Below are 14,984 nucleotides of genomic sequence, written 5' to 3'. Positions count from 1 at the left end.
CTGGAGGCAAGCGGTTACTCCTTTAAGCGACTGGCACAAATCGGGGGCACCCGGTCCCGCCAGGGCAGGGCCTGTTCAAAGAAGGCCGCCAAACGCAACAGGCAGGCTTCGTCGCCGTAGCGGGCCACAAACTGAATGCCAATGGGCAAGCCGTCGTCACTCAGCGCCAATGGTAGGGAGATGGCCGGTTGGCCGCTGACATTAAAGATCGACGTATGGGGGCAGAAATTACCGGTTATTTCCATAAAGTCGTGAAAGGAAATATCGCGATTGGAATTGAGGGTACCCAGTGGCGGTGCCGTGCTGGCGACCGTGGGGGTGATCAACACATCGTAGTCACCAAAGAAACCGGCGATATCTCGATTCATACGGTTGTAAGTGGCCATGGCGGCAAACCAGTCGTCCAGGGTTAGCTGCTCGGCAATACCCATGGCCTCAAGGGTGGGGCGTTCGAGATAACGAGCATCGATGGGCTTGCCCGTCGCCGCGGCCAGGCGTTTGACCTCGTGGGCGGTGCTGTAGGCCCAGACCACGGTATCGGCTTTGGCGTAGGCCTCAGCGTCAAACGCGGGGGCGGCTTCCACCACTCGATGGCCCAGGTCGCTGCAAAGGTTGGCAATTTTGCGGGTGGCCTCAGCCATTTCCGACGATACGGGTTTTCCGGTATGGGTTTGCCAGGTGACGGCAATGCGCATGGGTTCCCAATCTCGTTGTAGCTCCTGAACATAAGCGCGAGCGGGGGAGGGGATGATAAAAGGATCGCCGGGTGCCGGCTGGCAGCTGATGTCCAGCGCCAGGGCGGTGTCGCGCACGCTGCGAGTCAGTACGTGTTCGGTATTGAGGCCCCCGTACAGGGTTTCGTCCAGCAATGGCCCCTTGCTGATGCGCCCGCGACTGGGCTTTAAACCCACCAAACCACAGCAGGCCGCCGGTATGCGAATGGATCCTCCGGTGTCAGTACCGTGAGCCATGGGCACCATGCCCGAGGCCACGGCAGCGGCAGCACCTCCGCTGGAACCGCCTGTAGAGCGATCGGCATTCCAGGGGTTGCGGGTGGCGCCGGAGTAAATCGATTCGGTGGTGGCCGCCTGAGCGAATTCCGGCAGGGTTGAGCGGCCAAGGATATTTAAACCGGCTCCCTTATAGCGTTCGGTTAAATACGCATCGGTATCGGCTATATAGCCGTTGCCGATGCGCGAACCACAACTCTGCGCCTTTCCTGCTTCGGTTGCGCCAGTGTCCTTTAACAGAAAGGGAACACCGGCAAAAGGAACGTTTGCGACTGGGGTGGCCAGAGAGGATGTTCCACGTTCCGGGTAGGTCTCAATTACCGCGTTGAGTGACGGGTTGAGTTTTTCCATGGCCGCCAGAGCCAGACGAGCGAGTTCCGCGGCATCAATGTCCCGACCTCTAACCAGCTCCGCCAGCCCCATGGCATCGTAACCGGCGTATTCATTCAGTCGCATAAGGCTTTCCTCTAAGACCGCTGAAGATCTTCATTATGATTGCCGACTTTGGTCCTTGATAGAGGAGATCAGTCCTTTGGCCTGTCAGGGTAAGGGTTGACCGCTGAAGCTAATCTTGCCGTTTACCTTATTCTAAGTGACTGAATTTTGGGCGGTTTGTCCGACCGCTGGCGAGTGGTTGTTATGGTGCTAGTGTTAAAGATACTGCAACTGCTGAAGGTGGCCAATGGTGTGAATGGGTTGGCCATTACCGTCAATCTGAAGTGGGTTCCTCAAGTCCGCGCTAGTGCTATGTTGAATCTATCGACCTCAGGGTAGATATGATTTTTGTGATCATTTCGAATGACAACGACAAACAAGCGGAGAGAGTTCATGAAACACGACAACAATAAGCTGGCGATAGCGGTGGCGTTTGCTTCAATGGGCATTGTGATGGGGCAAAGTGCTGTTGCCGACAGTGCTGATAGCTTTATGCTGGAAGAAATCGTGGTCACCGCGCAGAAGCGCGCGGAAAGCGTACAGGATATCCCCATTGCGGTTAGCGCTTTCGGCGGTGATTTCGTGCAGGAGTCCGGCATCACCAATGTCGGTGACTTAACCGCGCACGCGCCCGGTTTAAACGGCAACGCCTATTCCAACACGGAAAGTGTGTTTACTGTTCGCGGCGTGGGTACCGCTGCCTTCGGCATCGGTGTGGACAGCAGTGTGGGTGTATTTATCGATGACATCGCCCTGGGACGCCCGGCCATTGCCGCCAGTTCCTTTTTCGATGTTGAGCGGGTTGAAGTGGTAAAGGGACCCCAGGGAACTCTGTTCGGCCGCAATACCTCCGCCGGTGCCATCAGTGTGGTCACCAATAAGCCCGACCTGGCTGAAAACAGTGCTTCCGTATTGCTGGGGGCGGGAACCTGGGGGCAGAAAAAAGTCGAAGGCTTTGTGAACTGGGCAGTGAGCGACAAACTGGCCTTGCGCCTGGCAGTTCGGGACGAAGAGAAGGACGGCTCCCTGAAAAGTGATGTCACAGGCAATGAACTCAATAATGTCGACGATACCAATGTTCGGCTCAGTGCACTCTACGCCTGGAGTGATACGGTGGAATCCACCCTGGCCGTAGAGCGTGGTCTGTCCCGCGGTAACTATGGGGTCGGCTATCTGAATCAGGCCGACGCCGATGCCTTTGGTGCACCGCTGGCCTTTTCTGAACGCAGCGCTTCAGAGTATGACGGCAATAATGGCTATGACTATGTGCGTGCCAGCAGTCGCACTACCTGGGATATCAGCGAGCAACTGACCCTGGTGTCCAACACCGGCTTTTACACCAACGACTATAGCTTAGGTGTGGACGCGGATCTGGCGGCGATTCCTCTGCTGAATCTTGAAGAGCCCCAGCATATGGATCAGTTCAGCCAGGAGTTTCGCCTGAATGGTGCCAGTGGTGATTTCGACTGGTTTGTTGGCGCGAGCTACTTCCGCGAAAATATGGACGCCGCCACCACCTATACCTATGACGAAAATACCCTGGGCGCCATAGACCTGTTTGCACTGGGTTTCGATTTCTGTACCTTGCTGACCTGTAGCGGTGCGGCGCAGAACGCGACCAAGGCCAATACCCTCAATACCAGTGTTGCGGTCTACGGTGATCTGGCCTGGAACATTACTGAGAACCTCAAGCTTACCCTGGGTGGTCGTTACTCGAAGGACGAAAAGGAATTCGACTATATCTCCCTGCTTTCACCCGATGCGGTGTCAACGCTGGCAGGCGACAATATTTTCAAGGGGGCGACCGATGGGCTGCTCAACGCCAAAGACGAGTGGTCTTCCTTTGATCCGCGCGTGGCGCTGGATTACCAGTTGAGTGGGGATATTCTTGTCTACGCCAGTTTCTCTACCGGTTACAAGTCCGGTGGCTTCAACCAGGCTCCGAACACGCCAATTGGCACGGGCACTCAACAGATCGCCGGCTTTGATGAGGAGGAGAACAAAGCGCTGGAGCTGGGTATCAAGTCCACCCTGTTGGACGGCCGCGCTCGTCTGAATGCCTCCGTGTTCAAGTACGACTATACCGACCTGCAAATTGAAAACACCCAGAACCTGGTTTTTGTAATTGAAAACGCCGCAGACGCCACTTCGCAGGGTGTGGAATTGGACGGTGAGATTTTACTGACAGAGAATTTCAGTCTGCAGGGCAACTACACCTATATGGATGCGGAGTTTGAACAGGGAATGGCGGCAGGTCTTTCGGTCAAGGGCAACACTCTCGGACGGGCGCCAAAGAACAGCGGCACCCTGATTGCCAACTACAGTCTGCCATTGGGTGATCTGGGAGAAGTGGAACTGCGTGGAAGTTACAGTTATACCGGTAAGCAGTACTTCGACGCCAATAACCGGTTCAGTCAGGGCAGCTACGAGGTGATTGGCGCCCGTATCGGTTACCGTTCCGCCGATGATAGTTGGGGACTGGCGCTGGTGGGCGACAATATCGGTGACGAGGAATACAGCAATCATATTGTGGAAGTGCTGGGGCTGGTGTCTGTACCTTCCCTGCGCAGTACCTATCGGTTGGAGTTCTCCATGGATCTTTGATTCAGATAGGGCTCCAGGTCTTAGGAGATCGAAAAGGCAAGGGTGGAACCCTTGCCTTTTTTGTTCTCTCAGCAAGATGGCCCCTGTGGTCTAAAAGTGGCCGCTATCACTAATCATTTACACAGGTTTTTCCCTGCGCAAGCTGTTAAAACGGTAGATGGACAGTCTTGTGGCTGGTCGTGCTCAATATTCCACGGTCTGCGACAAACATATTACAGAATAGGTGGGTAAGTCATGAGTGAATATAAATTATTGATCGATGGACAATTGGTTGAGGGGAAGGGCTCCATCCTCGAAGTGATTAACCCGGCCGATGAGTCGCTGGTGGCAACGGTTGCCACCGCCTCACCGGAGCAACTGGCGTCAGCGATAAATGGCGCCAAACTCGCTTTTTCCAGCTGGAGTCAGACGCCCATTGCTGAAAGACAGAATTGTCTGCGTCGACTGGTGACACTGCTTAAGGACAACGCCGATGATCTGGCAGAACTGCTGGTCAAAGAACAGGGCAAGCCCCTGGATGGTGCCAATATGGAAATGACTTTTGCCGAGGTCTTTACCGGCTATTTTTCCGAACAGGGAGTGGCGCATAAGGTATTGATCGATGATGAAGTGCAAAAGGTGGAGCTGGTGCGCAAACCGCTGGGTGTGGTGGCAGGTATCACACCCTGGAATTTTCCCTTTGTGCAGGCCGTCTATAAACTGGCGCCGGCGGTACTGACGGGCAACACCATTATTATCAAACCCTCGCCCATGACTCCGTTAACCACCCTAAGGCTGGGTGAACTGGCCAATCAGGTATTTCCAGCCGGGGTGGTGAATGTGCTGGCGGACAACAATGACCTGGGCCCGGTGCTCTGCGCTCATGACGATATTGCCAAAGTCACTTTCACTGGCTCCACGCCCACCGGACGCAAGATTATGGCCGCCGGCGCCGACACGCTTAAACGCCTGACATTGGAGCTGGGCGGCAATGACGCTGGCATCGTTCTTGATGATGCCGACCCGAAAGAGGTGGCGCCGGGCATCTTTGCCACTGCGTTTATGAACAGTGGCCAGGTGTGTGCCGCTCTTAAGCGCCTGTATGTGCATGACAGCATCTACGACGCAGTGTGTGATGAGATTGCAGGTTTGGCCAAAGCTGCGGTTGTGGGCGATGGGTCTGATCCGCGCACACAATTCGGACCGGTGCAAAACCGGGCTCAATATGAAAAGGTCTGCGCCTATATTGCCGACGCTAAAGCTCACGGCAACGTTATCGCTGGCGGTACTATTCCAGAGGGGCCGGGGTTTATCCTACCATTGACGGTGGTGCGCGATATCGAGGATGGTACTGCGGTAGTGGATGAAGAGCCGTTTGGACCCATTCTGCCCATTATTCGCTATACCGATCTTGAGGACGCCATCAAATGTGCCAACGGGTCTGAATTTGGGCTGGGCGGCTCGGTATGGTCGTCCAATATCGAACGTGCACAGGCGGTGGCGGCAAGGTTGGAATGTGGTTCTTCCTGGATTAACCAGCACGCGGCATTTGCGCCCAATATCCCTTTTCCTACCTGCAAGCAGTCCGGTGTTGGGGTGGAATGGGGCAGCGAAGGGATTGAGGAATTCACCCGGGTACAGGTGATCAATACCGCCAAGCAGTGAGCATGGCTGTGGACAACATTCACAACCACTCCAGCCCCGAAGGGGATCAGCGCCAACCCTGTCGGGCCTGGGTTCTGCTTTCATAGTATCTTCTATCCATTATTTTATATGGGTCTTCAGGAAAATCTGTGGGTTATCATGATTTTGACCTTGGGTTGTGATGTCTTTTTCGTGCCAGGAGCTGCCGTTCGAAACGACAGGATTTTCTTCCCGCGTAGGTCGGATTACGAAGCGCAAAGCGCTTCTAATCCCCTACATCCGTGCGGCCGTTGCGGACATCATCGAAGGCCCATGGTGCCCTGAACCAGGATTATGAACTTCCGGTTATGGCACTCTACTGCCTAGAAGATGATGCCTAAACCTGCTACCAAATCAGATCCAAACAGAAAGAGCGGAGAGGCAAAAAAACTGCGACTAATTTCAAATAGCTAAAGCTCTTTTAGGAATAGTTATACCCACAAATTTTTCGAAAGACCCTTTGATATTTTTCTTTTTCATTTTTCCATCCTTGTTCGGCACGGTGTTTTGGCCCATTGAGATAACAGTCGGCCTCTGAGGTCAATCTGCTTTACTGTCACGCGGTTCTGCCCCGTCGAGAGTGGCTGAAGAAATTACAGTGTAACAGACAGGTTTGATGGATGAGCTCGCTATCAATTGCTCCGGGTGGCCAAAGCATTGGCCCTGCTGACCCGGAACTGTGCTTGGACTTTAAAGGGGTTATTCAAGCTCCGCCAGCATGGCCTCGCGCATCTTGAACTTCTGAATCTTGCCGGTCACCGTCATCGGGTATTCCTCCACCAGTCGGATATGACGTGGCACCTTGAAGTGGGTGATCTTGTCTTTGCAATACCCCTTCACCTCTTCCGGCGTCAATGACGAGCCTTCCTTGACCTGAACCCAGGCACAGATTTCCTCACCATACTTTTCATCGGGAATGCCAAACACCTGCACTTCCTGAATAGCCGAATGGGTGTAGAGAAATTCCTCGACCTCCCGGGGGTAGACGTTCTCACCGCCGCGGATAATCATATCCTTGAGCCGCCCGACGATTTGCACATAACCCTCTGCATCCATAATCGCCAGGTCACCCGAGTGCAGCCAGCCGGCGGCATCGATAGTCTCAGCAGTCTTTTCCTCATCGTCCCAGTATCCGAGCATCACCGAGTAGCCTCGGCAACAGAGTTCACCCTTTTCTCCGATGGGGACCACGCGTCCGTTCTCGTCGATAATCTTGATTTCCTGGTGGGGGCCGCAACGACCGACGGTACCGACACGCTTGTCGATGGGATCATCAAGCGCCGTCATATGGTTGACTGGGCTGGTTTCGGTCTGGCCGTACATAATGGTGACCTCGGACATATGCATGTCGTTGATCACCCGTTTCATCACCTCCACCGGGCAGGGGGCGCCGGCCATAATGCCGGTGCGCAGGCTGCTCAGATCAAATTCACCGAACTGCGGGTGTTCCAGTTCGGTGATAAACATGGTGGGTACGCCGTGAAGCGCGGTGCAACGCTCCTCTTGTACCGTCTGCAGTACCGTCAGGGGTTCAAAGGCATCGTTGGGAAAGATGGCGGCGGCGCCATGGGTGATGCAGGCAAGGTTGCCCATCACCATACCAAAACAGTGATAGAGGGGCACCGGCACACAGAGTCGGTCGCGTTCGCTGAAGCCCATGCCCTGGGCCACCTGGTAGCCGTTGTTGAGAATATTGCAGTGGGTGAGCGTGGCGCCCTTGGGGCTGCCGGTGGTGCCGCTGGTGAACTGGATATTGATGGCGTCGTCGGGCTGTAACTCGCCTTTGAGTTGTTGCAGACGTTGCATGTCCTCCTCAGTGCCCAGGGCACAGACCTCGGGGAAGTTCAGCATACCGGAGGTTTGTTCTTCGCCCATGCGAATCACCATCTCCAGATGAGGCAGGCGTTCGGCCTTGAGCCGCCCCGGCTGGCACTGCTGCAGCTCCGGTGCCAGCTCTTGCAGCATGGACAAATACTCGCTGGTCTTGAACTGTTCGGCGGTGATCAGCGCCCGGCATCCCACCTTGTTGAGGGCGTATTCGAGTTCGTAAAGTCGATAGGCGGGGTTTATGCAGACCATCACCGCGCCAATCTTGGCAGTGGCAAACTGGGTCAGGCACCACTCGTAGCAATTGGGCGCCCAGATACCGACCCGGTCGCCGGGGCCGATGCCCAGCCTGAGCAGCCCTGTGGCCAGCAGCTCGACCTCCTGTCGGTATTGGCGATAGTTCCAACGAATACCCTGGTGACGAACTACCAGGGCTTCCCGGTCCGGAAATGTGTCGGCGATACGGTCGAAACAGTTGCCAATGGTTTCATACAGCAGAGGGGCCTTGGCCTCTCCACAGAGGTAACTCTGGGTCAGTTTGCTCACAGGATTCTTCTCCGCTCCGGTGTTTCAGAATTATTGTAGAGGTTTTCGCCGCGTCGGGTGTTATCTTAAATGGCCATCGGTATAGCTTCACTGAATCCGGTTCTATCGAGGCCGGATAATCGTCACTTGATAGGGGCTGGTCGGAGGCGATATCGAGTGGTCAATATATGTACAGAATGGCGCAGACCCGGAGCTGACAACACCTGCGGCAGTTGTCCGATGACTATTCAGCCAGAACTCACTCATAGGGGTGAAGGGCGGCAGTACGAGCGCCATCGCCCCGAGAGCTGAGTTCGAGGACTACCTCGAGTGCGGACGCCTTGAGCATGGTTTTTTGCGAGTAAAGTGCGATAGCTGCCGGTTTGAACGCTTGGTGGCGTTCAGCTGTAAGAGCAGAACAAATGCTGCCAACGGCAGCAGTCACAGCGGGCAGGATTGGTTGGACAAGGCGCCCGAAGAGCGTCACCGGGCTATGCGTTGGGCTCAGCGGTTGAAACCGGTATTCAACATAGATATTGAAACCTGTGCAAGCTGTGGAGGTCGGGTAAAGGTGATTGCTTGTATTGAGGACCCTTGCACCGATGCAGGGGCAGCCGACTAGTCTGAACATCAGGCAGTTTCTGGGTGTCAGGAAAAAGACATTAACGAGCTGTGCGCACCTTGTTGGGTCTCTCCAATTCTTGCGCCCAACTCTGGTGCGAAAAGTCCGGGTGAAACAGCGTCAAAAACCAAAAAACACCATTTAAGTCATAAAAAGCACTTGGCACACATCTTGAAAAGTCTCGATTGCAGAGAATTTAAGGTTTTGAGGTTTTATAGAGATGAAGTGCACTCCCTTGCTCGCTGTCCTGGTCTGTTTCTGTTCGCCCTCATGGGGAGCAGCTGAGCAGCTTTCAGAAAACGTGGACCTGATTTGGGTAGGCATATGCACAGCGTTGGTGCTCTTTATGCAAGCTGGTTTCACGCTTTACGAATCTGGAATGACGCGAGCAAAAAATACCATCAATGTCGCCTTGAAGAACATATCTGACCTTGCCATCGCCAGCTTGGTGTTCGCCATGGTCGGCTATGCCTTCATGTTTGGCGAGAGCGCATCGGGATGGGTTGGCGCCAGCTTTTTCTTTATGGAAGGGCTTGACGAACCCATGGAGCTTGCCGTTTTTGTTTTTCAGCTGGTGTTTGCTGGTACCGCTGCCACTATCATTTCCGGGGCTGTAGCAGAACGCATGCATTTCAATAGCTATATCATTGTGGCTATTGCTGTTGTCGCCTTTATCTATCCAGTAGTGGGTCACTGGATTTGGAGCGGAGACGGCTGGCTGGCTCAAAAAGGCTTTATTGATTTCGCCGGTTCAACCGTAGTTCACAGTGTCGGTGGTTGGTTGGCTCTGGTTGGGGCTATCTGTCTCGGAGCCCGCAAAGGCCGTTTTGATGAAAATGGAAAGGTGCAGTATATTCCAGGGCACTCGTTGGTCCTGGCAACCATTGGTGTATTTGTCTTGTGGTTTGGTTGGATCGGTTTTAATGCCGGGTCCACGTTGGAAGCCTCCAGTGATATCGCCGGCATTATTGTTAACACATTGCTGTCCGCCGCCGCCGGCGGTGTTGCCTGCATGATTATCAGCAGCGTGATTCGCGCTCGGGTTGAGCCGGAAAAGGTGCTCAACGGTGTTATTGGTGGTCTGGTCGGCATCACTGCCGGCTGTGCCGTGGTAGAACCAATGGGCGCGATTATCATTGGCCTCAGTAGCGGGTTCGTTGTTTATATGAGCGAGGGGCTGCTGTTATCTTTGAAGATTGACGACCCTGTTGGCGCCGCGCCAGCCCACGCTTTCGCTGGTGCATGGGGAACCATCGCCTTGGTTTTCGTCGCCCCGGCAGAAAACCTCAGTGCCGGAAGTGCTCTTGCGCAACTTGGTATTCAAGTGCTTGGCGTGCTTAGCGTAATGATCTGGTGTCTTGCCACAGGTTTTATACTCTTCGGAGTATTGCGAGCACTGGACATGTTGCGTGTAAGCGAAGAAGACGAGGAGGAGGGTCTTAATGTTTCAGAGCATGGTGCCAAAACCGTATGGCTGGAAACCCTCAATACCATGCGAGATATCGTTCACACCGGAGATTTAACCAAGCGTGCACCTCAAGAAGTCGGCACTGAAGCTGGCGCAACTGCAACAATGTTCAACCGCATGCTGGACGCCTTTCAGGGATCTCTGCGTGAGTTGAGCGAGGCTACCGGCAAACTGCATGACGATGCCACCACCCTTCGAAAGAACGCAGGGTCGGTAAACCAAGCGGCGCGACTTGGTACCGATAGCAGTGATAACCTTCGCGAGTCAGTGCTGGAAATTGCTATGGCAATTCGTGAAATCGCTCAGCGTGCAGACGAAACCGCTTCTGCAGCAACCCAGGTGAGTAGTAGCGTCACAGAAAGTGAATCCGATCTCACCCTGGCATTGCACGAAATTGAACAGTTGGCGCAAAAAGTGGAAGACGTCGCTATTGTCGTTAACCACTTCGACCAGCACGCAGAAAGTATCACTCTGGCCGTTGATGCAATTCAAAGTATTGGAGAAAAAACTAATTTATTAGCACTCAATGCCGCTATTGAAGCTGCTCGAGCAGGTGACCATGGGCGAGGTTTTGCCGTGGTGGCCCAGGAGGTGCGTGAACTATCCAGCCAGGCTCAGGGGTCAGCAGCTGAAATTGCCGATGTAGTAAAAAGTCTGCAGCGGGATGCTTCTCGGGCCAGTGCAGCCATGGAAGATAACCTGAACCTGGCAAGGCGCAGTGCCAGGCGTGCTGGAGAAACACGAACATCACTGGGTGAAATAACCGAAGCCGTGCAGGCAATTAACTCGATGAACGCACAAGTCGCTGTTGCTGTACAACAGCAGGAGCAAGCGACCAACGAAGCGTCACGTGATGTTGATACACTCTCGAAGTTGGTTAAAGCGCTAAACGGGCGAGCTGATGAAGCGGGTGACAGCAGCCGTGAAGTTAGCGATATGGCAACTAGCTTGGCCGGTCTAACCTCGCGATATCAGGTCTAGAAAAACCAGAAGCGGATAAGTATGACTGATCCGGCCAGGTTCAGTACCTATCCTCAAAGCCAATCAAAAAGTTTAGATTGATTGAGCTATGGTCTATCGGTGGTGAACTCTTGAGTGAAGGCTGTGAGGGGAAGACTGCGCGAGTATGATCGTCAAGAGCCCCATAGCAATAGAGATCCTCTGGCTCGTCTGGCGGAATTTCCATGCTGTTGTGAGTATGACCCAAATCTCCAGGAGATCGATCGCTGTCGTGGGGAGCGGCAGGCATCTGGCGATTTCTTAGCTGTCAGATTTGGAATTGCGGGTAAAGGAAGGGCTGTCGTAGATCTCCCAGTGTTCCTCCGAGCGGTATTCCAAGGCATATTCCAGTCGGCGCTGTTCAATGCTTTTTCCAAAAACTTCAACGTGTATATTGATCATCAGGCCCTTGAGTTCTTCATTACTGGTCAGTCCAACCTGAACCCCCGCCAGCATATAGCCCTCAATGCGAGCCTTGTTGATTTCATTGGTCTTGGCTGTCAATCGTAAGTCCTGATAGAACTCGCGCAGTTGTTGTTTAACCGATTCGAGAACAATATCCGATTGGCTCAAGGATGGGCAGCCCACCCGCCGCTGGCACGGTGCACTGGCCCGTGCCGCCGGCGAGTTGGTGTCCCGGGGTGGGTCCGGAACGGACTTGCTGCTGAATTTTCTGCAGCACGCAAGACTTCATTTTCATTTTCCTTTCCCGCGTATGACATTGATTTCAAGAAGTGTACGGTTTATTCAATGCGGATTAAAACTGCCATCCCTGGACCGTTCCTCTGTGGACGGAGGCGGTGCGGTTACTGAAGTGCCTAGATGGCTTGTCGTTTAAGAAATCTTAGCAGAAGGGAACGACTCAATGAGCGCAGAAGTTGAAAGTGAAGGATTTGGCTCGTGTCATCGGATACAAGGATATTCGCCGGCTAATGGTCTACTACAACAAGAAATCGCATCACATTTCAGAAATTCTGGATTGAAGAAAAGGGTGTTAGGTTGTGCTGTCTGGATTAAGGTGGCATACGTACGAAATCGAAAATAGTTGGTGGAGATGGTATGGTTGAATTTCATAAACCGCAAACCGAGTTTGAACCGCTTAATGTGCTTCGAATTCGCAATCTATCCCGAACTGTAATTAAAAATGGAATCCAAGAAACCACTCACTATGATGATGCCGGGATCAGCACCGCCATAGTGAGTGCGTACTTGTTGGTAAGTTAGGCCATATCAGAAATTGTAGCCAACACTCAGGCCATAGGTGCGAGGTGGTTTGTACTCCACGGTATGAGTCGGGTTGACAAAACGAGCCGACAATACAGTTTCGTCCTCGAGGTTTCGCCCATATGCTTCGATGTAGTAGTTCTCTTGACCGGAGTCATAGCGAATACTGACGTCTGTGCGGGTATAGGCGTCGATCCGGTCAACTTCCAAGCCGTGTGGTCGTGCGTAGGAGTCATCCTGCCAATATACATTGAGCTGTGACGTTATCTCACCGCCAAACGCTGAGATGGTATAGGCACCGGAAATACCCAGCGTATAATCCGGGGTAAAACGCAATGGATTGCCGGAGATGTCGATTTCGCCATACACGTTGCCACCGAAGGCATCTATATCCAGAATGTCACTGATTACCGCATCTTGGTATTCGGAATCTGTGATGGTGGCAAACGCCCTCAGTAGGATCGATTCCGTAGGGGCGGCTTGAAGCTCCAGTTCTAGGCCGGTGATTTCGGCATCGGAGACATTTTGCGTTTCCAGTGAGACGCCCAATACCTGAGTCACCTGTAGGTTTTGGTAGTCATAAGAAAAGGCTGCCAGATTGGCCTGGAGGTGACCGTCGAGCCAAGTGGATTTAATACCCGCTTGTATTGCGTCTATTTCTTCGGGCTCGTATGTAAGGTTGATAGGGGCACCGGTATTAAATCCGCCGGATTTAAAGGCGGTTGAATAGCTGGCGTAAACCAAGATATTTTCATTGGGCGTCCATTCTAAGCCTATTTTGTAGTCGATGGACTCCTCGTCGTATTCGGCTATCAATTCATAGGTGGGAGCGATAAAGCCAAATGGGCCGGCCAGGGATACATCGGTAACACTTCCTCCCTCTTTGCTTTCATCGGTGTACCTGACGCCGGTGGTGATCGAAAGATTGTCGTTGAGGTAGTAAGTACCCTCAAGATAGGCGGCAAAGGACTCGTTTTCTACCTCCTGCAACGAATAGATGGTCAACGAATGGGAGGGATCGCCGGGCACTTCACTGAAATCATTGGTGCCCTCGTCACTGAAATAGAAGAGACCCGTGGTTACCTTGAGGTTGTCTGCTTCATAGCTAAGATTCAGTTCTTCCGTAAATGACTCAGATTCGGTGACATAGTCAAAGGTGGCATTGAGCAATGGATCTGCCACGTATTGCAAGGAGGTGTCCCGGGAATCCTGGGCAAATTCGGTGTAGCCGGTGAGAGACTTGAGCGTTAGGGCCTCGTTGATTTTCCACTCGATCTCCATGGTATAGGTGTCGCTCTCGATCAGCATGCTCTGCTCAAAGGCGCTCATGGAGGTGCGTTCGTCGGTTGCAATGCGCGAATCTCCAAGCGCGTTAGCGGTTTCAGCCGGATCGAAAATAATGGCGCCGGTTACACCTCCGTAGACGTTGCCATTTATATCGGTCACACCGATTAAGCTGGTAGTGTCTGCCGCAGTACGGTTGGGGCCTACCGCATCCGATTCATAGAGGCTGGCCCCGAAGTCGATGCTGAGATCGTCGGAAACCTGCCAGGAAAGCTTGGCTCGGTAGGCTTTCTCGTCCGCATCGTCCGGATCGTTGTAGAGTTCGTTTAATTCGGTTGAGTAACCGTCATGCCGGTTGAAGAGGGCTGACATGCGCAGATTGAGCTTATCCTCTACCAAGGGCGTATTGAGCATGCCCTTGACTTGGCGCGTTCCATAATTGCCAATTGAAAAGTCGATCGCACCTTCAAGTTCATCGGAGGGTTTCTTCGTGATGATGTTGAGAGAGCCTCCGGTGGCGTTACGGCCATATAGAGTACCCTGTGGTCCCCGTAAGACCTCGACGCGTTCAATGTCGTAGAACATGGCGGATAAGGAAGCTTGTCGCGCAAGATAAATTCCGTCGAGGTGGGCCGCTACCGAAGGGTCGTCTTTCGGTTGTGCTAATCCGTCACTGCCAACGCCCCTAATGGTGATGGCAACAGCCCCACCGTTTGTGGAAAAGTCCGCCCCTGGCACAAAACGCGTCAGATCTTCCGCGTTCTCAATACCCAATTCTTCGAGACCATCGCCCGAAAACGCCGATATAGCAATGGGTGTATCCTGCAAGCTGGTTTCGCGCTTTTGTGCGGTAACTATGATTTCCTCAAGCTCAAATGCCGAGACGCTGGTTGTTTGAGCCAACGTGGCAACCACTGGCGCCAAAAGCAGCCATGTTGAATTTCTTTTAAACGATTTTTTATAATTGCAACGCATATTGCTCTGCCTCTACTGTTGATGCCATGGTCATTCCGGTCTTACCGCGCGATGCCGATTAATGAATGATCTCAGGTTTAATATTTCTTATAGGGATTTTAAATAAGCACTCGCCAAATACCTGCACTGGAGAGTGCTCTGCGGTAGTTAACATCAGACCATATTGACAGTATGCTGTCAATAAGAGAGTCAATATTATTGGGTTATTAACGCCCGCCTCAAAATAGCTCATATGCCTAAAGAGACGGTTTTCCGTTCTTATCTCACCTCTTGAAAAGGCTTATTCTCGAACGGTTATTTGACAGCACGCTGTCAATTGGTTAACGTAGATCACATGCTTTAGCACGTG

General features: G+C 53.0%; 7 protein-coding genes and 1 pseudogene. 4 read left to right on the top strand and 4 right to left on the bottom strand.

Annotation, left to right across the window (positions count from 1 at the left end; all coding sequences use genetic code 11):
* Nucleotides 1–14: 14 nt before the first annotated feature.
* A complete protein-coding gene (locus HBA55_RS02230; RefSeq protein WP_166986438.1) occupies nucleotides 15–1,466 on the bottom strand; it encodes an amidase in 1,452 nt (483 codons plus the stop codon).
* 372 nt (nucleotides 1,467–1,838) lie between these two features.
* Between HBA55_RS02230 and HBA55_RS02225 the strand changes: the two genes are divergently transcribed.
* The gene (locus tag HBA55_RS02225; RefSeq protein WP_166986435.1) at nucleotides 1,839–4,049 is read left to right on the top strand and encodes a TonB-dependent receptor; all 2,211 of its coding nucleotides are present in this window, start codon (nucleotides 1,839–1,841) and stop codon (nucleotides 4,047–4,049) included.
* Between the two features lie 234 nt (nucleotides 4,050–4,283).
* Nucleotides 4,284–5,693, top strand: a complete 1,410-nt coding sequence (locus HBA55_RS02220) for an aldehyde dehydrogenase family protein (protein ID WP_166986432.1) — start codon at nucleotides 4,284–4,286, stop codon at nucleotides 5,691–5,693.
* Nucleotides 5,694–6,410: 717 nt separating this feature from the next.
* Here HBA55_RS02220 and HBA55_RS02215 read toward each other — a convergent pair.
* Complete coding sequence (locus tag HBA55_RS02215) at nucleotides 6,411–8,084, bottom strand: fatty acid CoA ligase family protein (protein WP_166986429.1); 1,674 nt, start codon at nucleotides 8,082–8,084, stop codon at nucleotides 6,411–6,413.
* Between the two features lie 283 nt (nucleotides 8,085–8,367).
* Between HBA55_RS02215 and HBA55_RS37735 the strand changes: the two are divergent.
* Both HBA55_RS37735 and amt read left to right on the top strand, forming a co-directional pair.
* A pseudogene (locus tag HBA55_RS37735) lies at nucleotides 8,368–8,658 on the top strand (transposase zinc-binding domain-containing protein); the annotation flags it as partial.
* A 247-nt stretch (nucleotides 8,659–8,905) separates the two neighbouring features.
* Nucleotides 8,906–11,134, top strand: a complete 2,229-nt coding sequence (amt, locus tag HBA55_RS02200; protein ID WP_166986426.1) for an ammonium transporter — start codon at nucleotides 8,906–8,908, stop codon at nucleotides 11,132–11,134.
* A 279-nt stretch (nucleotides 11,135–11,413) separates the two neighbouring features.
* Here the strand turns inward: amt and HBA55_RS02195 are convergent, their stop codons facing one another.
* Both HBA55_RS02195 and HBA55_RS02190 read right to left on the bottom strand, forming a co-directional pair.
* Nucleotides 11,414–11,725, bottom strand: a complete 312-nt coding sequence (locus tag HBA55_RS02195; protein ID WP_166986423.1) for a hypothetical protein — start codon at nucleotides 11,723–11,725, stop codon at nucleotides 11,414–11,416.
* A 657-nt stretch (nucleotides 11,726–12,382) separates the two neighbouring features.
* Nucleotides 12,383–14,563 (bottom strand): TonB-dependent receptor, encoded by a 2,181-nt coding sequence (locus HBA55_RS02190; protein WP_166986420.1) that lies wholly within the window; start codon nucleotides 14,561–14,563, stop codon nucleotides 12,383–12,385.
* Nucleotides 14,564–14,984: the final 421 nt, after the last annotated feature.

Origin of the sequence: Pseudomaricurvus alkylphenolicus (assembly GCF_011683955.1) — a bacterium.
GTDB lineage: Bacteria > Pseudomonadota > Gammaproteobacteria > Pseudomonadales > Cellvibrionaceae > Pseudomaricurvus > Pseudomaricurvus alkylphenolicus.
Note: the sequence above shows the minus strand (reverse complement) of the source record. Positions and strands in the feature narration are given on the sequence as shown.

What these genes read in the sequence shown, in the direction of transcription:
- HBA55_RS02230 (WP_166986438.1), bottom strand. Translation starts at nt 1,466, where the DNA reads ATGCGACTGAATGAATACGCCGGTTACGATGCCATGGGGCTGGCGGAG.
- HBA55_RS02225 (WP_166986435.1), top strand. Translation starts at nt 1,839, where the DNA reads ATGAAACACGACAACAATAAGCTGGCGATAGCGGTGGCGTTTGCTTCA.
- amt (WP_166986426.1), top strand. Translation starts at nt 8,906, where the DNA reads ATGAAGTGCACTCCCTTGCTCGCTGTCCTGGTCTGTTTCTGTTCGCCC.
- HBA55_RS02220 (WP_166986432.1), top strand. Translation starts at nt 4,284, where the DNA reads ATGAGTGAATATAAATTATTGATCGATGGACAATTGGTTGAGGGGAAG.